Annotated in this window: 20 protein-coding genes; 10 read left to right on the top strand and 10 right to left on the bottom strand. The window is 44.0% G+C overall.

All coding sequences use genetic code 11. The features are described 5' to 3' along the window. Window positions 1-3 precede the first annotated feature (3 nt). On the bottom strand, window positions 4-1,080 hold the full coding sequence (locus tag PQG45_RS01310; RefSeq protein WP_315575941.1) for a mevalonate kinase family protein: 1,077 nt from the start codon (window positions 1,078-1,080) through the stop codon (window positions 4-6). Between the two features lie 77 nt (window positions 1,081-1,157). Here PQG45_RS01310 and PQG45_RS01305 point away from each other — a divergent pair, with 77 nt between their 5' ends. Beyond that, window positions 1,158-2,246, top strand: coding sequence for a DUF5009 domain-containing protein (locus tag PQG45_RS01305; RefSeq protein ID WP_315575943.1), 1,089 nt, complete (start codon window positions 1,158-1,160; stop codon window positions 2,244-2,246). 555 nt (window positions 2,247-2,801) lie between these two features. On the opposite strand, the gene PQG45_RS01300 is transcribed toward PQG45_RS01305, so the two are convergent. The 3 genes from PQG45_RS01300 to PQG45_RS01290 all read right to left on the bottom strand — a co-directional run bounded on the left by PQG45_RS01300 (window position 2,802) and on the right by PQG45_RS01290 (window position 5,756). Next, the gene (locus tag PQG45_RS01300; protein ID WP_315575945.1) at window positions 2,802-3,182 is read right to left on the bottom strand and encodes a group III truncated hemoglobin; all 381 of its coding nucleotides are present in this window, start codon (window positions 3,180-3,182) and stop codon (window positions 2,802-2,804) included. After that, entirely contained in the window at window positions 3,182-4,501 is a 1,320-nt protein-coding gene (locus PQG45_RS01295; protein WP_315575947.1) for a vanadium-dependent haloperoxidase, read from the bottom strand. The genes PQG45_RS01300 and PQG45_RS01295 overlap by 1 nt, the downstream gene beginning before the upstream one ends. Before the next feature lie 61 nt (window positions 4,502-4,562). After that, on the bottom strand, window positions 4,563-5,756 hold the full coding sequence (locus tag PQG45_RS01290) for a protoporphyrinogen/coproporphyrinogen oxidase (RefSeq protein ID WP_315575948.1): 1,194 nt from the start codon (window positions 5,754-5,756) through the stop codon (window positions 4,563-4,565). Between the two features lie 87 nt (window positions 5,757-5,843). On the opposite strand from PQG45_RS01290, the gene PQG45_RS01285 reads away from it, so the two are divergent. The 3 genes from PQG45_RS01285 to PQG45_RS01275 are packed head-to-tail and all read left to right on the top strand — an operon-like array spanning window position 5,844 to window position 8,163. Next, entirely contained in the window at window positions 5,844-6,605 is a 762-nt protein-coding gene (locus PQG45_RS01285) for an alpha/beta fold hydrolase (protein ID WP_315575949.1), read from the top strand. A 1-nt stretch (window position 6,606) separates the two neighbouring features. After that, window positions 6,607-7,275: a CBS domain-containing protein gene (locus tag PQG45_RS01280; protein WP_315575951.1), complete on the top strand. Its 669-nt coding sequence runs from the start codon at window positions 6,607-6,609 to the stop codon at window positions 7,273-7,275. A gap of 3 nt (window positions 7,276-7,278) precedes the next feature. Continuing rightward, entirely contained in the window at window positions 7,279-8,163 is an 885-nt protein-coding gene (locus PQG45_RS01275; RefSeq protein WP_315575953.1) for an NAD kinase, read from the top strand. A gap of 277 nt (window positions 8,164-8,440) precedes the next feature. On the opposite strand, the gene mutS is transcribed toward PQG45_RS01275, so the two are convergent. Beyond that, window positions 8,441-11,071, bottom strand: coding sequence for a DNA mismatch repair protein MutS (gene mutS, locus PQG45_RS01270; RefSeq protein WP_315575955.1), 2,631 nt, complete (start codon window positions 11,069-11,071; stop codon window positions 8,441-8,443). 76 nt (window positions 11,072-11,147) lie between these two features. Here mutS and PQG45_RS01265 point away from each other — a divergent pair, with 76 nt between their 5' ends. The 3 genes from PQG45_RS01265 to pgeF are packed head-to-tail and all read left to right on the top strand — an operon-like array spanning window position 11,148 to window position 14,255. Further along, a complete protein-coding gene (locus PQG45_RS01265; protein WP_315575957.1) occupies window positions 11,148-12,905 on the top strand; it encodes a GMC family oxidoreductase in 1,758 nt (585 codons plus the stop codon). After that, on the top strand, window positions 12,905-13,528 hold the full coding sequence (locus PQG45_RS01260; protein ID WP_315575959.1) for a gluconate 2-dehydrogenase subunit 3 family protein: 624 nt from the start codon (window positions 12,905-12,907) through the stop codon (window positions 13,526-13,528). Before PQG45_RS01265 ends, PQG45_RS01260 begins: the two co-directional genes overlap by 1 nt. Further along, entirely contained in the window at window positions 13,518-14,255 is a 738-nt protein-coding gene (gene pgeF / locus PQG45_RS01255) for a peptidoglycan editing factor PgeF (protein ID WP_315575961.1), read from the top strand. The genes PQG45_RS01260 and pgeF overlap by 11 nt, the downstream gene beginning before the upstream one ends. 159 nt (window positions 14,256-14,414) lie before the next feature. Here pgeF and PQG45_RS01250 read toward each other — a convergent pair whose 3' ends face one another. From PQG45_RS01250 to PQG45_RS01235, 4 genes are read right to left on the bottom strand one after another with little or no spacing between them, the layout of a single operon-like run. After that, on the bottom strand, window positions 14,415-15,128 hold the full coding sequence (locus tag PQG45_RS01250; protein ID WP_315575963.1) for a carboxypeptidase-like regulatory domain-containing protein: 714 nt from the start codon (window positions 15,126-15,128) through the stop codon (window positions 14,415-14,417). Window positions 15,129-15,183: 55 nt separating this feature from the next. Beyond that, window positions 15,184-16,017 carry a phosphatidate cytidylyltransferase gene (locus tag PQG45_RS01245; protein WP_315575964.1) on the bottom strand — a complete coding sequence of 278 codons (834 nt, stop codon included), beginning with the start codon at window positions 16,015-16,017 and terminating at the stop codon, window positions 15,184-15,186. A 3-nt stretch (window positions 16,018-16,020) separates the two neighbouring features. Beyond that, entirely contained in the window at window positions 16,021-16,215 is a 195-nt protein-coding gene (locus PQG45_RS01240) for a DUF2007 domain-containing protein (RefSeq protein WP_315575966.1), read from the bottom strand. Further along, window positions 16,216-17,166: a CPBP family intramembrane glutamic endopeptidase gene (locus tag PQG45_RS01235; protein WP_315575967.1), complete on the bottom strand. Its 951-nt coding sequence runs from the start codon at window positions 17,164-17,166 to the stop codon at window positions 16,216-16,218. 33 nt (window positions 17,167-17,199) lie between these two features. Between PQG45_RS01235 and dusB the strand changes: the two genes are divergently transcribed. The 3 genes from dusB (at window position 17,200) to PQG45_RS01220 (ending at window position 20,397) form a co-directional block, all read left to right on the top strand. Next, window positions 17,200-18,183: a tRNA dihydrouridine synthase DusB gene (gene dusB / locus PQG45_RS01230; protein WP_315575969.1), complete on the top strand. Its 984-nt coding sequence runs from the start codon at window positions 17,200-17,202 to the stop codon at window positions 18,181-18,183. Then, entirely contained in the window at window positions 18,170-19,051 is an 882-nt protein-coding gene (locus PQG45_RS01225) for a DMT family transporter (RefSeq protein ID WP_315575970.1), read from the top strand. Before dusB ends, PQG45_RS01225 begins: the two co-directional genes overlap by 14 nt. A gap of 77 nt (window positions 19,052-19,128) precedes the next feature. Further along, window positions 19,129-20,397, top strand: a complete 1,269-nt coding sequence (locus tag PQG45_RS01220) for a DUF2851 family protein (RefSeq protein WP_316070141.1) — start codon at window positions 19,129-19,131, stop codon at window positions 20,395-20,397. On the opposite strand, the gene PQG45_RS01215 is transcribed toward PQG45_RS01220, so the two are convergent. Then, window positions 20,384-22,126 carry a family 43 glycosylhydrolase gene (locus PQG45_RS01215; protein WP_316070140.1) on the bottom strand — a complete coding sequence of 581 codons (1,743 nt, stop codon included), beginning with the start codon at window positions 22,124-22,126 and terminating at the stop codon, window positions 20,384-20,386. The two genes, PQG45_RS01220 and PQG45_RS01215, sit on opposite strands and share 14 nt — an antisense overlap. Window positions 22,127-22,150: the final 24 nt, after the last annotated feature.

Here is a 22,150-nt window from a genome sequence, read left to right as displayed (position 1 = left end):
ATCTTAATAAAATAAACTTGCTTTTTCTTCTTGTGTTCCCACATCCACACGGATGATGTAAGCCTTCCCGCCGGCCTGTTCAATCGCTGCAACGACGGCTTCTGGATTGTTGGGCGCATAAGCAAACATACAACCGCCGCCACCCGATCCATTAATTTTAGCCCCCAAAGCTCCCGCACCTAATGCCGCATCAATCATGCGATCAATTTTCGGCGTGGAGATCTGCTTGTATTCCCGCAGATTTTTCTGATGATCAGTTAATAAGACCCCCAAACGATGATCATCCCAAGGCTCCTCCCCTTCAAACATTTTCTTCGCAGCTAGGAGAATATCACGATCCGATAAATTTGCCGTCAACAACACCCATTCGTCTTCAGTCAACAGATTTCGGTATTGTTCACAAACTGCTTGCGTAGTTGTTGCCAAATCAAAACCAGGATCAATCGCTTTAATCTTTTGAATCCCGCCCAACGTACCGAATTTAACGCGGGATAATATACCTAAGGTATCCTTTGGCTCGCCTGAATCTCCTAATACAAATGTTCCTAAAGCTTGTTGGTATGTCGTAATCGAGATCGCCGGTTGGCTCGCCAAATAAATCACATTCCCCACCGCCGTCGAATATTGGTCCATCATCCCACCTGGCTCGGTAAACTCCAATACCTCAGCTTCGTAGGTAATTTCTCCTACTTCTTTTTGGGAATAACCGAGCTGATACATTTCGTTGAGCAATTCCACCCACGAAACAAGCAAAGCAGAAGAGCTGGATGTCCCCGAATTAATGGGGATATTTCCGCGTACCTCAATCTCCAATCCCTTTTCAAAAACGTGCCCTTTTCTCGAAAGTACATTCAATACGCTTTTAAAATAATCACGCTCTTGGGTGTACTCCAAAGGAAACTCCAGCGAAAAAGATTCTGTCTTTTGAATGTCGGGCAAATCAAAATGAACGATTCGATCGGGGCGAAATGCACCCTTTAATTGAATACGTTTTGATATCGCAGCCGCAATGACCGGTAAACCCAAATAATCTTGATGTTCACCAAACAAGCAAATCCGACCCGGAGTAGATACAATCATAATTTTTTGTTCGTAAACAAAAGTACAAAATTGAATTTAAAAAAATAGTTTACCTTTGAACGTCATAAGCTAAACCCATGATCAAAAAACGCTTCCCCGCAATCGACTATTTCAGAGGTTTCATCCTCGTATTGCTTGCCGCCGAAAGCGCTGGAGTTTACAGCAAACTACAAGATTTGTTTCCCCATTCCTTTGTGGTCCAACAATTCTTTCACGCGAGTTGGGAAGGTTTACATTTTCTAGATTTATTCCAACCGGGTTTTATGATGATTGCCGGCTCTGCCCTTTATTTTTCAACCTACAAACGCATCGATGAGGGGGCAAGCTATGCGGAATTGTGGCCCAAAGTACTGAAACGTTCATTCCTTTTACTTTTCTTCGGCATTATTTTAATTTGCGTGCACCGCGGAGAAATGGTGTTTGAGTTGTGGAATGTATTGTGCCAACTCGCATTCACAACCCTCATTACCTTTGCATTATTACGTTTTTCCATACCCCTGCAATTAGCCGCTTCTTTATTTTTATTACTTCTATCGCATTCTTTGTACGTATTTACAGATATTCCCGGGTACGATCAGGCTTATACGCCAGATAAAAATTTCGGTTCCTACATCGACATGTTATTCATGGGAAAACTTAGTTCGGGGCATTGGATAGCGATGAACGCCATCCCAACAGCCGCACATACGATTTGGGGCGCATTAATAGGCCGATTGATTCATCGTACTTCACCTCCTCGGACTGTCTTAAGAACATTAATCGGCCTAGGTTTATTAGGTATTATTGTGGGCTACGGCCTTGATTTAGCCGGTTTGCCCATCATCAAGCGAACAGCTACACTATCATTTACCGTCGCATCTGCCGGTTGGGTTACCCTCATGATGGCTTTATTCTATGCCAATTGGATTCATGATGACAAACCACGTTTCCAATTACCCGCTTATCTAAATTCGATGGGCAATAACTCTATTTTTATTTACCTCTTTTTCGAAACGCTGGTACCGCAGTGGTTAACCAAAACAACCTACGTTTTTGTTGGCTTCGCGGCAAAATTAAGTCAAATTCCATCCGATTGGGCACAAGTTATTAATGCCTTTGTGGCCTTGGCGATCGTGATCAAGGTTGCTAGCTTTCTGGATAGCAAGAAGATTTATTGGAAATTATAGGGCAGACGTTGGACATTGGACGGTGGAAGCTGGGAATTTTGTAGAGACGCGATACCTCTCGTCTTCCTTCAGACTAAAGTCTGAGGATATAAAATCATAACCCCAGGTTTTAACCTGGGGAATCCCTAGGCTGAAGCCTAGTGCTATAAAACTAATGCTCATCAAATTTTAATAACCCCAGGTTTTAACCTGGGGAATCCCTAGCCTGAAGCCTAGGGCTATAAAACTAATGCTCATCAAATTTTAATAACCCCAGGTTTTAACCTGGGGAATCCCTAGCCTGAAGCCTAGGGCTATAAAACTAATCCTCATCAAATATTAACAACCCCAGGTTTTAACCTGGGGAATCCCTAGGCTGAAGCCTAGGGCTATAAAACTAATCCTCTTCAAATATTAACAACCCCAGGTTTTAACCTGGGGAATCCCTAGGCTGAAGCCTAGGGCTATAAAACTAATCCTCTTCAAATATTAACAACCCCAGGTTTTAACCTGGGGAAGAAAAAAAACGCGAAGTATCGCGTCTCTACAAATGAATTCAAGACTAACGTCTAATACCTACTGCTCATTGATGAGCTTAAACTTATACGCCCAAGTCTGCGCGATATTCAAAGCTTTTGTCTTTGCTTCCTCCGTTTTGGGACCTACAAAATGTGCATCTAAAGTGGCTGAAAACAATTCGAACCACCGGTCGAAATGTGCCATCGTTAAGGGCTCTTTTTGGTTTACCTCCATATGAGGACGCATTGGGGCACCTTTATAATGGGATCCGTCCAACAATAACATTTCCCAAAAATCATACATTTTGGGCAAATGATGGGACCAATCCACCTGCATCACGTCTAAGAAAATATGCCCCACCAAATCATCTGATTTCATTCCCCCATAAAAGGCGTCTACAAAAACCTTGATATCATCTCGGGAGGCTATATCATGCATTATTTGCGTGTTTTGACGGTTGATAATAAATATTGGCCAACTTTCGAACCTTGCTTAGCACCTTCATCCAAGGCTGGGCGGAAATGAATACCGCCATATAAACGGCTAATAGACGCTTCGTCGGATGCCTGTATAAACGAGGTGAACTTACGAGGAGGTAAACCATAAGGCACCTCCGTGGAGTCGTTAAAGGCAACATTGTCCCCATAAACCTTCGTTAATACTTCAGCCGCGGCACGTGAAATCGTACTGTGACCTGACGTATATTCTGGGAAAGGAGGCGTTTGCAAAACAGGAATCCATGTCTTATCAATCGATGCATTTATAACCGTTTCTGGTCGAATACGAATCGAACGATATTTTTCATCCCAACACGAGATAAATCCATCGAAAATGGCAATGGATGTTAAAGCCAAGGCTTCCGCAGTTTCTGCATAACTTTTCTTGTATTGGCGGGAGATTTGGGCAACAATCCCCAACCAGTGACCACCCGGAGACATTTTCTTCGTTGCAAACATCGCATGACCCGTGATGTTCATTTTAAAGGGATTACAATCCCAGAAATTTGCAATATCGCGTTGGTCATTCGTCAAATTCTTCACAGTTTCGTATGAATCCATCACCTCTTTGTAATAGGGACTTCCTTTTGTCAAATCAAATTTAGATGGCGCTGGGGCACGGAATTGACTAGCAGAATCCAACATCACAGGGCGCACTTTATTCCAATAAGGCTCTACGGCATCCATGTACGCTGGAGGCGTAGGCGTCCAAGTTCCTGGTAAATTGGTCACCGTGAATCGGAAACCACGTGTTTGCTTGTAATTATCTTTGGCAGCCCAGCGCATTACGGAAGCCGCAATAGAATCACCTAGAGCGACCGAACGCTCATATACATCATCCGGCATACCTGTCTTGCGAAAATCTTCTTCGATTTGCTTATCAAATTCAACGTATAATTCCTGTGCGAACGTCAATTTCTTGCCCACCGACAAAAACGCACGCGTAGAAGCTAATGGAAAACAGTATTCCAATCCTGGCTCAGGTTTCGCCACAGACTCAAATCCGTTCAATTGACCCACCAAAGATTTAAATTTGGGATCTCCTAGAATCGCAGCTTCGTAACCCGCCACACTCGAATACATATAAATACGCGAAGACACAGGGGGAGCGAAAATATCGTGAATAATACTTTCCGTCAACATGTTTTGTGCGCGCTCTAAAAAACGAGGATTTGATGCCTCTTTCTGGAAATCAGGATTTGATTTCTTACACGATGCAGCGACAATTACTAGCGCCAACAGGACGAATATTTTCTTCATAAGGGTCAATTTACAGGACAAATATACGGCTTTATCCCTAAAAAACCCTGATGAAAATCAGTTAAATAAGGCTTCGAACTGCTGCTTTCTCACCCGACACCAAAGCCCCTTGCAAGGAAGGCATTTCGCAATAATCTCCCGCTAGAATGAATCCACGAGCATCCGCAGCATGTTTTAGCGAATCGAATACACCTACTTTCGACAAGGATCTCGGAATAATAAAAGCTTTCAACAGCTTCATTCCTTTCACATCCTCATAACTGGCCAACAAGCTCAGTGCTTCCTCTGCCTCAAGACTTAAGTCTAAGCTTGTCACCTGAATTAAGTCTTTACCTTTCGGTGCATAATTTGGTGCTACATGCGAGAGGAAACAATAGTGCAATAATTTCGATTCCCCAGGAATCAAGTGCAATAATTTATCCTTTACCTGACGGGCTGGCGATGAAAAATAGAAGGTCTTTGAACCCAAATGAACGAAATCAGGTAAATCTACCTGTAAGAGGTTAGCTGCCGAATAGGAATCCAAAGCAACAATTAAACGCTCAAACTCCAAGGATTCACCGCCTTTGAGTTTCACATGGCGTTCAGATAAGTCAGCAACCTCAGCCCCGAAACGAATAGAGTCGGCAGGTAAACTTTCCAACAGCTGATTTGCCACCTCCCCCATTCCTTTGGCAGGCAAAGCCGCTTGGCCCTCCAAAAACTGCCGCATGTAAAAGAAAAACAAGGATGCCGGTTGTTGGAGATGTTGATCTAAAAATATTCCTCGAAAAAATGGCCGAATAAACTTGGTTTGAAATGTATCTGAAAAGCCCCATCTGCCCAACATCTCTGCCGTATTTTCACCCGATTGAATGTGTTCATTAGTTGACCCTTGCAAGTTGAACCACAACCGAGCCAATAAAAACAAATCCTTGATTGAAATCACATGAGGGACTAATTTCAGCATGCCTAAGCCCGCACGAAGTGGATTTAAAAAGGAGGTCCATTGGCCACCCAACCACAATTTTGAACCCGAATCAAATGCTTGCAAATTTAAGGCCGACAAATCGAATGAGCGTTGTACAGCGGGATAGTTGGTTTGTAAAACTTGAAAGCCATGATCCAAGATAAACCCATCCACTTGCTCAGTCTGAACGCGACCGCCCGCACGGTCAGCTTGTTCCAACAATACAAAAGGAACATTTTGGCGATGTAAATGCGAGGCAGCTTGCAATCCAGCAATTCCGGCCCCAATAATAACAATTGGCTTCATAACGAGTTTAATATCTAACAAACTAAAAAAAGGATGAAAAGTTTGAATGCTTTTTCATTACTTTGCAAATTAAATAGTCCCCACGGAATGAATTATACGATTAAGGAGGAGAACAATTACCATTACATCGATGAAGGCCAAGGTGAAATCCTGTTACTCTTACATGGTTTGTTTGGTGCATTGAGCAATTGGCAGGGGGTTATCAATCACTTTTCGAAAAAATACCGCGTCATTATCCCATTAATGCCCATTCACGATATGCCGATCAAAGAGGCAGGTTGTGAGGGCTTAACTACCTTCATTGAAGGTTTTGTAGACTTTAAAAAACTTGACAAATTCAGCTTAATCGGCAATTCTCTAGGGGGCCACGTTGCTTTAATTTATACGCTGAAATACCCTGAAAAAATTCAACGATTAATTCTAACGGGATCATCCGGTTTATTCGAAAATTCCATGGGAGGTTCGTACCCCAAACGAGGCAATTACGAGTACATCAAAGAACGGGTCGAATATACGTTTTACGATCCGAAAACAGCCAGCAAGGAATTGGTTGATGAAGTATTTGAAATCACCAATAGCATTCCGAAAGTAATGCGGATTATTGCCATAGCAAAATCAGCTCAACGGAACAATATGGCTAAAGATATTGTTCGCATTCATAAGCCCACATTGTTGATTTGGGGCTTAAATGATACCATTACGCCGCCACATGTGGGACACGAATTTAATGCACTGATCGCTGGATCAGAACTACAATTCATCGACCGCTGTTGCCATGCACCCATGATGGAAAGACCTGAAGAATTCAACGTGATTTTACAAAATTGGCTCGATAAAAACCCCTTATAGGATGTTGGCCCTCACCTACCTTTCCTTCGATTTTCCCACCCTCTCCTTACAGGATTCTATCCAAAAAGGTCTGAAAGTCTTACACCAATCCAAGCAAACGAATTTGGCGGTTTTAGACGGTAAAAAACTCGTGGGAAATATAACCGAGCGGCTTCTCATGCAATGCCCCCATCCGGATGGAAAAATCAGCCAATTATTAACGGATTTAGCACATTACAGCCTAGAGTCTGAAGAAGACGTTTTGGCCAGTTTACCTTGGTTTGAGTCGAGTGGATTTTCGCTATTACCTGTCACTGACGAAGACGGAAAATACCTGGGCTACCTAACATCAGCTGAGGTCGCTAAACTCCTGATTAACAACGGATTCAATTCATCGCAAGGCGGAATTATGTACATTCCTTTTCATAGCCAGCGAGATTCATTTAGTCTAATCGCCCGACTGATTGAGGAAAATAATGGACTGATTACGCGTTCATTTTTGATTCAAAATCCGAAAGATGCGATGGGTCTACCGGAACTAGTGATTCAAGTCCAAACGGATCAATTTGCTGCGATCATTCAAAGTTTGGAACGTCATAGCATACACATCGAAAAAGCATTTCATTTTGGCAAAAACGAAACCGTTGACACGGCTCGCTTTGACCTACTTTTAAAATATTTAAACCCTTAATTCGTGTCTTTACGCATCGCTATTCATGGAAAATCTTTCACAGCTGAGAATCGGCCGTTGATGGAAAAACTCTGGGATATCTTGTGCGAAAAGCCTTGCGATATCGTACTCTCAGCCTACTTTAAGAATCACCTGAAAGAACATGGTTTTGCGGTAGAAAACATCGAATCCTACGAAGAAAATGCAGGAACTCCGGACCATGTTCAAATGGCTTGGAGTATTGGGGGCGATGGAACATTATTGGAAACCTTGACGCACATTGGCAACAAAGAATTGCCCATTTTGGGGATTAATACCGGCCGTTTGGGTTTCTTAGCGACTTTATCGCCACAAGATGTTAGTGCGGCAGTAGATCAGTTAATCGCGGGAAATTACCGGATTGAGGATCGCACGCTGGTAGCTGTTCATTCGGAAATCGACTTATTCGATGGCAAGCAATTTGGTTTAAATGAGGTAGGAATCATGAAGACAGATACATCCTCCATGATTGTTATCAAGGCCTATGTGGATGGAAATTATTTGAATACATACTGGGCTGATGGATTGATTGTTTCGACGGCCACAGGATCCACGGGTTATTCGCTATCGGTAGGTGGTCCCTTGGTGATGCCAAGTTCGGATATTCTCATCATTGCACCCATGAGTCCGCACAACCTAAATGTGCGTCCTTTAGTGGTTTCCAGCGATGCCAAATTGAAATTTGAAGTAAGCAGTCGGAGCCAAAATTTCCTAATCTCCATCGATTCCCGTTCTCGTGTAATCGATAGCAAGTTTACGATTGAAGTCCAAAAAGCGCCATTTAATGCAAAAATCGTTAAGATTCCTGGGGATGATTTCTTGCAGACGTTGAGAAATAAATTGAATTGGGGATTGGATGTGCGCAATTAATTCCGAGTCCGGAGTCCGAAGGAAAATAGTCTGGTGGGAAAGAGTCCGAAGTAGATTAGTCCGAAGGAAAGGAATTTATAACCCTAGGCTTTAGCCTAGGGGTCCCCAGACTGAAGTCTGGGGCTATAAAAAATCTACAAACACTTACTGATAACCCTAGGCTTTAGCCTAGGGGTCCCCAGACTGAAGTCTGGGGCTATAAAAAATCTACAAACACTTACTGATAACCCTAGGCTTTAGCCTAGGGGTCCCCAGACTGAAGTCTGGGGCTATAAAGTTATAATAACCTCTTCAACTCATTCAACTTCAACAAGGCCTCAATCGGCGAAAGCGTATTCACATCCAGCGAACCTAATTGCTCCTCGATTTTCTTCAAGCCTTCCGGTATTTCAGCACCGAATAGATTCAATTGGTAATTATTTTTCGGCATGTCTTTGAGCTTCTCGACATTGTCCTCCAACACGTGGTCTTTCTCTAAATTCTGTAAAATTTCATGCGCGCGTAAAACCAAAGAGGTCGGCATACCGGCCATTTGAGCTACGTGAATACCAAAACTATGTTCCGAACCACCTGGAACTAATTTCCGCAAGAAAATGATCTTATTCCCCACTTCCTTCACGGAAACGTGGAAATTCTTGATCCGCGGAAAGTCTTCCGTCAATTCATTCAATTCATGGTAGTGGGTGGCAAACAAGGTTTTGGCCCGACATTTCGAATGATTGTGCAAATGTTCCGCAATCGCCCAAGCCATGGAAACACCGTCGTAGGTCGACGTTCCCCGACCGATTTCATCCAATAATACCAGGGAGTTATTCGACAAATTATTTAAAATCGCAGCTGTTTCGGTCATCTCGACCATGAAGGTCGACTCACCTTTGGAAAGGTTATCTGACGCCCCTACTCGGGTGAAAACTTTATCTACTAATCCGATCGATGCCGAAGTCGCCGGCACGAAAGAACCCATTTGGGCCATCAAAACGATCAAAGCCGTCTGACGCAAAAGCGCCGATTTACCCGCCATGTTGGGCCCCGTAATCATGATGATTTGTTGGGTCTCGTTATCCAAATACACATCATTCGGCACATATACTTCGCCCAATGGCAATTGTTGTTCAATCACCGGGTGACGACCCGCCTCTATCTGAATGGAATCACCCGTATGCAAGGTCGGTTGGACATATTGATTGCGTTTGGCGACCTGCGCAAAACTCGTCAACACATCCAGCGTCGCGATCCCCAAGGCATTCAATTGAATCAACTCCAAATACTCCAGTGATTCACGAACCAGTTCCTGAAAAATCCCGAATTCAATCGTGGATATTTTATCCTCCGCACTTAAAATCTTCTCCTCGTATCCTTTCAATTCCTCCGTAATGTAACGCTCAGCATTCACGAGCGTCTGCTTGCGAATCCATTCCGGCGGAACACGGTCTTTATGCGCATTCGTTACCTCTAAATAATAGCCAAAAACCTTGTTATACGCCACTTTCAGCGATGTAATCCCCGTGCGTTCGATCTCGCGTTTCTGCATCGCAGCGAGGTAATCCTTGCCATTTGTCGACAATTGATGTAACTCGTCTAACTCGGGCAAATACCCCGTTTTAATGATACCTCCTTGGTGAACAAGCATCGGCGCATCGTCACGTAAAGCGGACTCAATCTTTTGAACCAAATGCAAGCAGGGGTTCAATTGGTCTGCCCATTTCTGCAGGATTGGCGCGGGGTGTGTAGCTAATAATTCCTTGATCGCAGGAACTTGTTGGAGCGCGCGTTTCAACTGCACCAATTCCCGGGGATTAATTCGGCCCGCAGCTACTTTGGAAATTAACCGTTCCAAATCACCGATGGGCTTCAGCAACGAAATGAGCACATCCATCGTCTCATCCAGCTCCAATAGACCTGCTACACCAGCCTGACGTTCTTGAATCGCAGCTAACTCTTTCAGCGGCAAAACCATCCATTTGCGCAACAAACGCGCACCCATGGGCGTCATCGTTTGGTCCATCAAATCAATCAAGGGAACACCACCTTCCTGAACCGAATAAACCAATTCAAGGTTGCGAATGGTAAACCGATCCAACCACACGAATTTATCTTCCTCAATCCGCTGAATCGTGGCGATGTGACCCACTTGTTTGTGTTCCGTTTCCGCGAGATAGTGCAAAATAACACCCGCAGCGATGATGCCCAAAGGCATCGTTTCGATGCCAAACCCTTTCAGATTTTTGGTCTTAAAATGCTCCGTTAACAAGGGATACGTAAACTCGTAGGAAAATATCCATTCCTCCATCGAGAACGAATGGTACTGATCACCAAAATGCTCTTGGTAGATGGAACGGTATTTTTTGGGAAACAAAATCTCCGACGGCATGAAGCTTTGAATCAGTTTCTGTACATAGGCCAAAGGACCCTGCGAGCACATGAATTCACCCGTCGATATATCTAAAAAGGCTACGCCAAATTGCGCATCTTTTTCTTGGTAGCTAATCGAAGCAACGTAGTTATTGCGCTTATTATCAAGCACTTGGTCATTAAACGAAACCCCTGGGGTTACTAATTCCGTCACGCCTCTTTTGACAATTCCTTTCGCCTCCGCTGGATTTTCCAATTGGTCACAAATCGCTACGCGCTGGCCGGCACGAACCAATTTGGGTAAATAAGTATCCAAGGAATGGTGAGGAAATCCGGCTAAATGATCGTCGGCATTTCCATTATTCCGACGCGTCAAAGTAATCCCTAATATCTTGGAAGCCTTCACCGCATCTTCCCCAAACGTCTCATAAAAGTCTCCTACCCGAAAGAGCAAAATGGCTCCCGGATACTTGGCTTTGATTTGATTAAATTGTCTGGAAAGTGGGGTCTCCCCTTTTTTCAGGGGCTCTTGCCCATCGGGTGTTTTTTTGGCCAAAATTTTTATCGCTAATGAAAACAAAAATAAGTCAAAATTTATACATTTACCATTCTTTAAACCGATACCTCAAACTATGATTAATTCGTCTATTTACATTCAATCCCAACAAGAAGTTTTCGACGTGGTGATTGTCGGTTCTGGAGCCGGCGGTGGAATGGCAGCGCATACCTTAACGAAGGCGGGAGCTAAAGTTTGTGTGCTGGAAGCGGGCCAACCCTTTGACCCGGCAGATCCGAAAGATATGACACAGCTGAAATGGCCATACGAGTCACTTCGACGTGGAGCCAGCTCATCCTTACGTAATTTTGGTGATTTCGATGCCGCTTATGGTGGCTGGGACATCGAAGGTGAGCCATATACTCGTAAAAACGATACAAAATTCGACTGGTTCCGTTCACGGATGGTGGGAGGACGTACCAACCACTGGGGACGTATTTCCTTGCGTTTTGGTCCGGATGATTTTAAACGAAAAAGTATTGACGGATTAGGGGATGACTGGCCGATTGGCTATGATGATGTCAAACCATATTACGATAAAGTAGATAAGATGATTGGGGTCTTTGGGACCAATGAAGGCTTGCGAAACAATCCCGATGGATTTTTCTTGCCTCCTCCCAAACCTCGTCTACATGAGTTGATGATTAAAAAGGCAAATAAGGCCTTGGGGATTCCAACCTATCCATCTCGGATGTCGATGTTGACCAAACCCATCAACAACGAGCGTGGACAATGTTTTTATTGCGGACAATGTAATCGGGGATGTTCTGCCTATGCCGATTTCTCTTCGTCATCCGTATTGATTAAGCCTGCAGCTGCGACAGGAAATTTAACGATGTTGCCGTTCGCGATGGCGCGTGAGGTGTTGACAGATCCGGCTACGGGCTTGGCGACGGGTGTTTCCTATGTTCACACAGGTACGATGCAAGAATATACCGTAAAAGGCAAGATCGTTGTGTTGGCAGCCAGTGCGGGTGAAACAGCACGTTTATTATTGAATTCCAAAAGCTCTCGCTTCCCGAATGGCTTAGCCAATTCGAGTGGCGTGGTAGGTAAATATTTAAATGATTCCACGGGGGCATCGCGTTCAGCGATCATCCCTTCTTTGTTTGACAGAAAGCGTTACAATGAAGATGGTGTGGGCGGTATGCACATTTACACGCCATGGTGGTTGGATAACGCTAAATTGGATTTCCCACGTGGATACCACATCGAATACGGTGGAGGTATGGGCATGCCAAACTACGGTTTCGGTTGGGGCATCGAAGGCCTAAACGGCAAGGAAAACTTCACACGTGATGGCTTAAAAAAGGCAGCGGGTGGTTATGGAGCAACCTTGAAAGAAGATTACCGTCGTTTCTATGGCGCTTACGTAGGTTTCGCCGGACGAGGTGAGCCAGTAGTACGCGAGGATAATTATTGTGAAATTGACCCGAATGTGGTTGACAAATACGGTATTCCGGTCTTACGATTCAACTACAAGTGGAGTGACTATGAGGTGAAGCAGGCGAAGCACATGCAAGACACCTTTGAAGAAATTATTGATTCGATGGGTGGAGAAGCCTTAGGAAAGAAACCAGATGCATCAAACAATTATGGTTTGGCGGATCCAGGACGAATCATTCATGAGGTAGGAACGGCACGTATGGGAGATAACAAAAGCACTTCGGTATTGAATTCGAATTGCCAGGCGCATGACGTGAAGAATTTATTCGTAGCGGATGCGGCGCCATTTGTTTCACAAGGAGATAAAAATGCGACTTGGACGATTTTGGCCCTGTCGTTACGCACTTCGGAGTACATCATTGATCAACGTAAAAAAGGCAACCTGTAATGAAAAGAAGAGACTATTTAAAAAATATGGGCTTGAGTTCGTTGGGCTTAGCCGTATTTAATCCCGATGAGAAGGCGATTGAGAATTTAGAATTAGCCAAAGTTCCCGTAAAAAGACCCAACGGTCGGACGCAGGATGAGGCCGAAATGGAAGCCCGCTTACAGGCAGAAGTTTATTTGAATAAACATGAACTGGATACGATTACGATTTTGTCGGACATCATCATTCCGGCTGATAAGAAGTCGGGAAGTGCGTCCCAATCGGGCGTAACGGCATTCATCGAATTCATTGTCAAAGACAAACCTGAATTTAAGACACCAATGCGCGGTGGATTACGCTGGTTGGACTCCGAATCCAACAAGCGTTTTGGCAAAAAATTCACGGAGATTACGGCGGCGCAGCGCATCAACATTGTCGATGACATTGCCTACCCAAGTACGGCACCGAAGCATTTATCGCAGGGCGTTAATTTCTTTAGTTTGATGCGTAATTTAACGGCGACGGGATTTTACACATCTAAGATGGGCATTGCTGATTTAGAGTACCAAGGCAATGTACCGAATCAATGGAACGGTGTTCCGGATGATGTATTGAAACAGTATGGCTTAAGTTATGACGCATAGTCGGGTCGTCAGACCTCAGATATTTTCTCACATTCCTCAGCTCATGGCGGGTATTTCGACTCGCCACGGCGGAGTGAGTTCACAAGCTTTTCAATCGTTAAATTTAGGTGTTCACACCGACGATGATCCATCGGCCATCACTCAAAATCTTTTGCTTTTTTGTTCAGATTTAGGCATAGACCCGGAATCACTAGCGCGCTCCTATCAGGTACATGGATCGGAAATTTGGACTTCGGTAGCGCCGGGTTACGAAAGCGGTTATGATGCGATTGTTTCTACAACACCCGGTATTTTTGCCGGTGTGGGGATAGCGGATTGTTGTCCTATTTTATTAGCGGATCCTGTGCGTAAAACTGCAGCTGCGATTCATGCCGGTTGGAAAGGCACCGTCGCTCAAATCGTCTCCAAAACTGCCTCCGCTATGATTGCCGGTGGATCAAATCCTTCTGACATCCTAGCATACATTGGCCCTTGCATTAGCCTCGCACATTTCGAAGTGGGCGATGAGGTGGCGGAGCAATTTGAGCTGAAAGAGCAGCGCGGTGCGCGCTGGCATGTGGATTTAAAGGCTACGAATGCGGCACAGTTACATGCATTAGGTGTTACGCAAATTGAAATTTCGGATTATTGTACGGTGGAGAATAACGATGTGTTCTATTCGCATCGAAAAGAGCAAGGGATTACGGGTAGGATGTTGGCGGTGATTGGATTTCAGCGAAGGGGGTAAACGCTGCCGGGGTCTGCGACCCCGGCAGCGTTACCGCTCAAAGCTACTGAAAGGACAATTGAAACTTGTCTAAAAAACTGATAAATTTCTATGGAAACTAAGCTTTCAGGCAGCTTTCAACACCTAAATCCATCAAAAAACTGATAAACCGCCTACACCTTAGCGACGAAGGTCCTGCATAAATTGCTGCGGAGAAACCACTTGCTTAGGCTGAATCTTATACGCCTCTTTCCAATCTTTACGCTTCAAATCCCCATTCTTAATCGACTTAATAAAACTCATCCAAGCAAATGGATTCGTTAAGGTCAACATAGGACTCGATACAAAGGATTTATTTGCCTGGCCCGAAATCATCATATCAGAGAAATTCCGGAAATTCGAATTGGCGCCCAAACCGGCCTGCAAGGCAAATACATTCAACTTCGACTGCTCCAAATTCCGAGCAAGTACCTCACGCTGCTTTTCATCCCGCAAACGCAAATTCAAAAATGCCTTCTTAAATTCCTCCTCACTCGCATGGGGGAAAACCTTAACCTCTGTCAACATACGCGCATCCTCAATCATCTCAATAATTGCCTGATGAACTTGGCCCGTCGACCGAGGGATCATGTAATACTGTGGCTTATAGCCCACATAGGTAACCACCACACTGTCACCTGGAAAAACATACAAATCCACCGCACCAAAGTTGTCACTTAATGCTCCCCGACCCGCTGCCGGAATGTACACATATGCCAAAGGGAGATATTCTGAATTCGTTGCCGATACAATTCGTGCATTAAATAAAACCGTCTTGTCTTGTCCTTGAGCGAACAATTTTGCGCTGGTAAACAAGCACAAGATAAAAACAAGCAAGAGTCCTTTTCGAAGCATGACGCAAGTAAGCAATAATTTAAATTCGAATTTCTTAATATTCGTTAACGAAACACTAAGGAAATAATTTCACAAATGGGATAATAAACGGAATCGACAACAACAAGCCATCAAAACGATCCAAAAATCCACCATGGCCCGGAATCGTATCCGCCGAATCTTTGATATTAATGCTACGCTTAAATAACGATTCAACTAAATCTCCATAGGTGCCCGCAATGACAATAATAATCCCAATCGCATACCATTGGAAAGCAGAATAATTCGTATAATAATGCGAAATAATTGTCGCCACAACCATGGCTGTTAGCATCCCACCGATACTTCCCTCCCATGATTTCTTCGGTGAAACGCGCTCAAACAATTTCGTTTTACCAAACTTCGTTCCCGCAAAATATGCGCCGGAATCACTCGCCCACAACAAAAACAAACAACCCAAGACGATATTGGGATCGTACGTATCATTTTTAATAAACGCTAAAACGGTGAGTAAGGTAAAAGGAAGCGCCACATAAATGATACCCAAGAAGGTATAAGCAATGTTTTTGAAGGGCTTCTCATCCTTCGACTTATACAATTTGATAAAAAAGACAAAGGTCAACAGGGGTGATAAAATGTAATAATATTGATAAGCCAAATCTCCCTTTTCAATAAAAAAGGTCAATACATGCATCACAACACCACAAAAAGTACCATAAAATGTGAGCGGTAAATTGTCGCTGATACTTCCGACCAATTTGTAAAACTCCAATTGAGCCAATATACCTATCACCAAAAACAAGACCAAAAAGGTATAATCACTATACAATACACAAAACAACAGAAACGGAATAGCAATAATCGCCGCAATAACACGCTGTTGTAAATTGGATAAACTTCGTAATCCCATAAATTAACCCTTTAATATGTTTAGCGCCTCCGCTTCATCATCTTGGTGCACATACAGCTCCCAATTTCCCAAGTCGTAAGCACTTAATTTCTTATTCATTACCACGGCACGAATCTCCGCACGCTCCCACAACAAAGCCTTCTGCATTTCCAAATCAATGCCAGTGCGCGATTGACCAATTAATTTCCAGCCTTCCATTTACGATTCCGTCCGATAAGTATGCAATCTACGAATATAAAAGCCAACTAAAACAACGGATAACAAGGCAGACCACCAGGGTATCGAATTGACCATTTCCATCGGATCAATCGAAATGTTTTTCTTTTGGTACAAATAATGCATCAGCAAGGTCCAGGCATTATTGAAAAAGTGCGCTGCAATAGGCACCCAAATACTCCGAAACCAAACATACAAATACCCAAAAAATGCACCTAAGAACATCCGAGGAAAAAAGCCATAAAACTGAAAATGTATAAAACTAAAGATTGCCGCCGCAAGCCAAATAGCCACATGCTTGTTCCCGATATACCGCTCAAACATGGATTGCAAAACTCCTCTAAAAAAGATCTCTTCACCCAAAGCTGCCATCCCAGCAATGACCATAACAGCTAACGCAAAATCCATATCCGACTGGAAATTCAACAAAAATTTTGTCAATTCCTCCATGCTCTTCTCAGTCGTTTGCATCGCTTTTTCCAGGTCCTCGTAACCCGCAGGTAATTGAATATGCTGATTCCATTCAATCATATATTCCATGGCAGGCATCCCAACCAATACCGTCAAAATCGCCCATGAAAACACCTGAAAACTAGGCGCCTCCGCACGATTTAAATCGAAAACCGAACGTTTCTCAATAAACCTCAAATAGGCCCATGCACCTAAGAAAAAGGTAAAAAGCGCAGAAAACCACTGCAATGCCATCATCGCATGGAAGCCTCCCTCATATTTTTGTGGGTGAGCAATAAAATCCAAAATCAACTTTTGAAATGCCTCGATGTTTTGGGTAGGAAACTCCATCAAAGCCACGACTGCAAGCAATCCAAAAAACTGACCCAAAAAGCTTCCAACCAAGAAAAATCCGAATAGACTTAAGAGGTTTGAACTGAGGCCCAACCAACGAGTTGGCCCCTGATAATAGTTTTCTTCCATAATGCTCGTAAATTTACGCAATTTTTAATCAGAATGGTAAAAATAGGAAACATCGAGTTAGGGGACTTCCCATTGTTATTAGCACCCATGGAGGACGTGTCTGATCCGCCCTTTCGTGCGGTGTGTAAGGCAAATGGCGCCGACTTAATGTATACCGAATTTATCTCATCTGAAGGCCTCATTCGCGATGCCGCAAAAAGCATTCAAAAATTGGATATTTTCGAATACGAACGCCCGATTGGCATCCAACTTTTTGGCAGTTCAATTGAAACAATGGCTTCATGCACGGAAATCGCGACAAAAGCCGGACCCGATTTAATTGACATAAACTACGGTTGCCCCGTGAAACAAGTGGCTTGTCGGGGAGCTGGTGCCGCCCTGTTACAAGATATCCCGAAAATGGTAGCCATGACGGAAGCCGTAGTCAAAGCGACGCATCTTCCTGTGACCGTAAAAACCCGTTTGGGCTGGGATGATTCCACCAAAAACATTGAGGAAATCGCAGAACGCCTGCAGGATATTGGGATTCAAGCCTTGACCATTCACGGGCGCACACGTGTTCAAATGTACAAAGGTGAGGCTGATTGGCGTTTAATTTCCAAAGTCAAAGAAAATCCCCGCATCAAAATTCCGATTTTCGGAAATGGTGACATCGATTCCCCACAAAAAGCCTTAGAATACCGTGACAAATATGGCGTGGATGGCATCATGGTGGGTCGGGCATCCATTGGGTACCCATGGATTTTCAATGAGATCAAACACTATTTGGCTACCGGAAACCTATTAGCCCCACCTACCCTCTCGGAACGAATAGCGGTTTGCGAATCGCATTTGGACTTCTCAATCCGCTGGAAAGGAAACCATGGCGGTATCGTCGAAATGCGACGCCACTATTCCAATTACTTCCGAGGCATGGATCATTTCAAACCCTACCGCACGAAGCTCGTAACAAGTTATTCACTCGAAGAAATTAAAGAAACACTCAACGAAATTGCCATCCATTATGCAGGAGAATAAAAAACCAAGTATCATTATTTTTCTTGCCATTTTAGGACTCGCATTGATTTGGGGTAGTTCATTCATCCTCGTCAAAAAAAGCTTGGCTAATTATTCGGCACTCCAAGTAGGTGCCTTACGAATTTGCTCAGCCAGCTTATTCTTTTTACCCATTTTCATCAAACGCTTCAAACACATGGAGCGCAAACATTCCGGTTCTTTTCTACTAGCAGGATTAACCGGAAACCTCATTCCCGCAATCCTTTTCGCGATTGCAGGCCAACATCTTTCTAGTGCTTTATCCGGAATGCTGAACGCTTTCACGCCACTTTTCACGCTGATCATCGGAATCCTATTCTTCGCACAGCCCTTTCTTTGGAAACAAATGACGGGCATTTTGGTCGGCCTGCTCGGTTGCCTCGGCTTACTTTTTGCGGGCCAAGGATTTAACATTGATTTTAATGTCCACGCATTATGGGTTGTTTTAGCAACCTTGTTGTACGGCATCAACATGCACATTGTCAAAACACGCTTGAGCGATCTACACCCCTTGACATCTACGGCAGGTATCTTCATGATGATCGGCCCTTTGGCACTCGGTCTCCTGTATTCCACAGGCTTTTTCGAAATCCCCTTGGACGACGAACACCTATGGGCATTCATTTCAGCAATGGCCTTAGGCCTTTTCGGCTCAGCGATCGGGATGCTTGCATTCAACCAAATCATCAAATGGACGAGCGCGATCGTGGCAAGTTCCGTTACCTACATGATTCCCATCGTCGCTTTAGGCTGGGGATTTGTGGACGGCGAAGCGATTTATCTTTCACAAGTCGTTTTCATGTTTGTGCTCTTAGCCGGTATTTATTTGGTCAATAAATCAAAAGCTTGATAATTTTTAAGGCTTAGTCGCTTTACCAAATAACTTATAGCTGAGCTACTTACCTTCATTCATCGAATCGCAACAAGATGAATGAACTCAGCATGGCCGTACTTTGGAAACAACGGCGCTTCCATCAAAATCCCCAACTAACCACGGGGGAATACATTCATATCATTTCACCGGGCATCGAGAATACACATGCGGGGGCGGATTTCCAACATGCCCGTGTGCGAATCGACGGAATCGAATGGATAGGTGCGGTTGAATTACATGTCAAATCCTCCGACTGGCATTTACACCAACATGATACGGATAAAAGCTACGAAAATGTTATTTTACATGTAGTCTGGGAAGACAACCAAGTCATCCAATACGAGGTAGGAAACCCCATCCCAACACTCTGCTTATCGAAATGGGTAGACGAAGAATCTACCTGGAACAACCAAACCAACCATCATCTATTGGCCTGCCATGCATTTTTTGAATCCGTTCCCCAAGCGGCTAAAGACAACATGCGCAATGACATGATTCAGCAACGCCTACATGGGAAATATGAAGACATGCGGATGCTTGTGGCAGAAAATAAAGGTGATTGGGAGGAAGCCTTTTACATTTCGTTGGCCAAAAGCTTTGGGTTTTCGTTGAACGCAGAACCGATGCTCCGCCTGGCCAGAAGCCTTCCGCTGAAACTGATTTTGCTTTACCGCGACCGACACGTGGGAATCGAAGCCGCACTTTTTGGAATTGCTGGATTATTGGATGAACCCATTCAAGATGAATACCAATTTGAATTAAGGCGCGAATACATCCATTTGAAGAAGAAACATGCCTGGTCGGATAGCCACTTACAAAAGTCCGATTGGAAAATGTTGCGCCTCCGCCCTGCAAATTTCCCCCAAATTCGGTTAGCCCAATTTGCCGAAATCATCCGAGCCAATTGCGCATTATTATCTTTGTTGCTCGAAATGCAAGAAGTAAAAACGCTTCAACAACTCTTTGAAATACCTTTGGAAGGATATTGGAGCAACCATGTGCAATTTGGCAAGAAAAGCGCCCCGCATCACACGCAGCTAGGGAAAAGTGCATTTCAATCCATCTGCATCAACACGCTCATTCCCATGTTAATCTGTTACAGCAGAGAACGAAGCCAGCCCCAATACGAAGAAAAAGCATTACGCTGGCTCGACGAACTGCATGGTGAAAACAATCAAATCACACGCTATTTCAGTTCCATGGGCATGCCCATCAAAACCGCGCGTGATTCGCAAGCCTGCTTGCATTGGTATCGAAATTACTGCGAACCTAAAAAATGCTTACAATGTGCCGTGGGGAAAGCAATACTTACTCCGACTTAATCACCGGCCCGCGAACACCTATGCCATTTTCATTGAAAGCCTCGATTTGAAAATAATAAGTTCTGTCCTTATCCATGGATTTGAAATAATATTCATTGGCGCCAAACACCTGCACGGAAGTATATAATTTATCCGGCGAAATACCCGAATAAACGACATAACCCGTGGCATTGCTGATATGCCCCCATTTCAACCAAGCACTTCGTTTGTCATGATCCCCCCGTAAGACGATTAAATCCTTCACGGTCGCAGGTTTTTCTCCATGCCCTTTTCCGAAAACGCGCAAGCCACTGATCGCAAATTTCCCGGCCGCCATGTGCTTATTCGTCACTCGAATGTATCGAGCTTCAATCGGCTTGGTCAACTCCACATAATCATGCGGTACATCCGTTTTGTTTGTTGATTTATCTACGGCAATTAACCAGCGCTTTCCATCCATGCTGTATTCAATCACATATTGATGATAAATCCCATTCATTTTCCCCAAGAAACTCGAATCGACATCCTGATCAGCGTAGTTGACCTGTATCGCATGTACCGTTGAAGTTTCTCCCAAATCGGATTCAATAAACTCCCCCTTATTAGCCGTTTTCGCCGACCAATAGGTCTTCATTTGCTCGTCCACCGCATAATTAGCGCCATAACCCGGCAAGCTTGAAGATACACGAACAGGTTTATTGTAATTCAATAACATCCATCCCGTGAATAAATCGCGTGGATTTTCTACATGTGCAGTAGGCATCCGATGTGGATAATCCCCATAAGCCGTATTCGTATATAAAATCCCATCCGCATCAAAAGTCGTCGGCCAAAGACCCAAACGACGCTCAAAACTATTTTTTACGGCGATGGTAATCGTAGACACATGCCACCAATTTCCAAATTGGCCTTCGAAAGTTGCCCCATGCCCAGCACCGCGCGTAAATCCTCCCGGTTTAAATGAAAATGGATTGTGCGCCTGATAGGTAAATGGCCCAAATGGCTTATCTGAGGTATATACCCCATCGCCATACGACGAAAACTCCGTCCCCGGTGCGCCATATTGCAAGTAATATTTTCCCTTGTATTTGTTCATCCATGCACCCTCCATAAAGGGTTTCAAGAAAGTATTGTCTTGGTATTCACCAAAGCGCTCCCATCCATGTAAATCATCATGCAAACGAATCAACTCGTGCCGCTCCCCAATCGGCTGCAGGGTTTTACGATCGATTTCTTGCCCATACATGGGAAAGGTATTACTCGACCCATGGTATAAATACACGCGCTTGTCGTCATCTTCGAAAAAAGCAGGATCCCATGCGCCTGCCGTAAATGCATGAACTGCCTCTTTCCAAGAGTCCGTTTGAGGTTTTTGGCTGTACCAAAGGGTAAAATCTTTTTCATAGGTCGAACCGATGACCAATAAACTATCCCCCAATACCAACGTAGCGGGCGCACAGAGTTCGTCATAGACTTTATGATAGGTCTGTAAAAATTTACGTGAAATAAATTTCCAATCGACCAAGTCATTACTGACCCAATAGCCCCATTGATTCGTCGAAAACAAATAATACTGGTTCTTGAAATAGGCAATCACCGGATCCGCTGTGGCGCGATGGCGACCTTGTTCGGAAAAGTTGGGTATCGGCGTAAATCCATAATCCAGGTTCATCGGATTGCAATAGGTTTTTTGCCCCAAAGACATAAATGAAATTCCACAAAGGAATATCACAACGAAAACATTTTTCATAGGTAATTAGTATTAATTTTGACC

Source organism: Aquirufa regiilacus (assembly GCF_032470275.1).
Classification (GTDB): domain Bacteria; phylum Bacteroidota; class Bacteroidia; order Cytophagales; family Spirosomataceae; genus Aquirufa; species Aquirufa regiilacus.
Note: the sequence above shows the minus strand (reverse complement) of the source record. Positions and strands in the feature narration are given on the sequence as shown.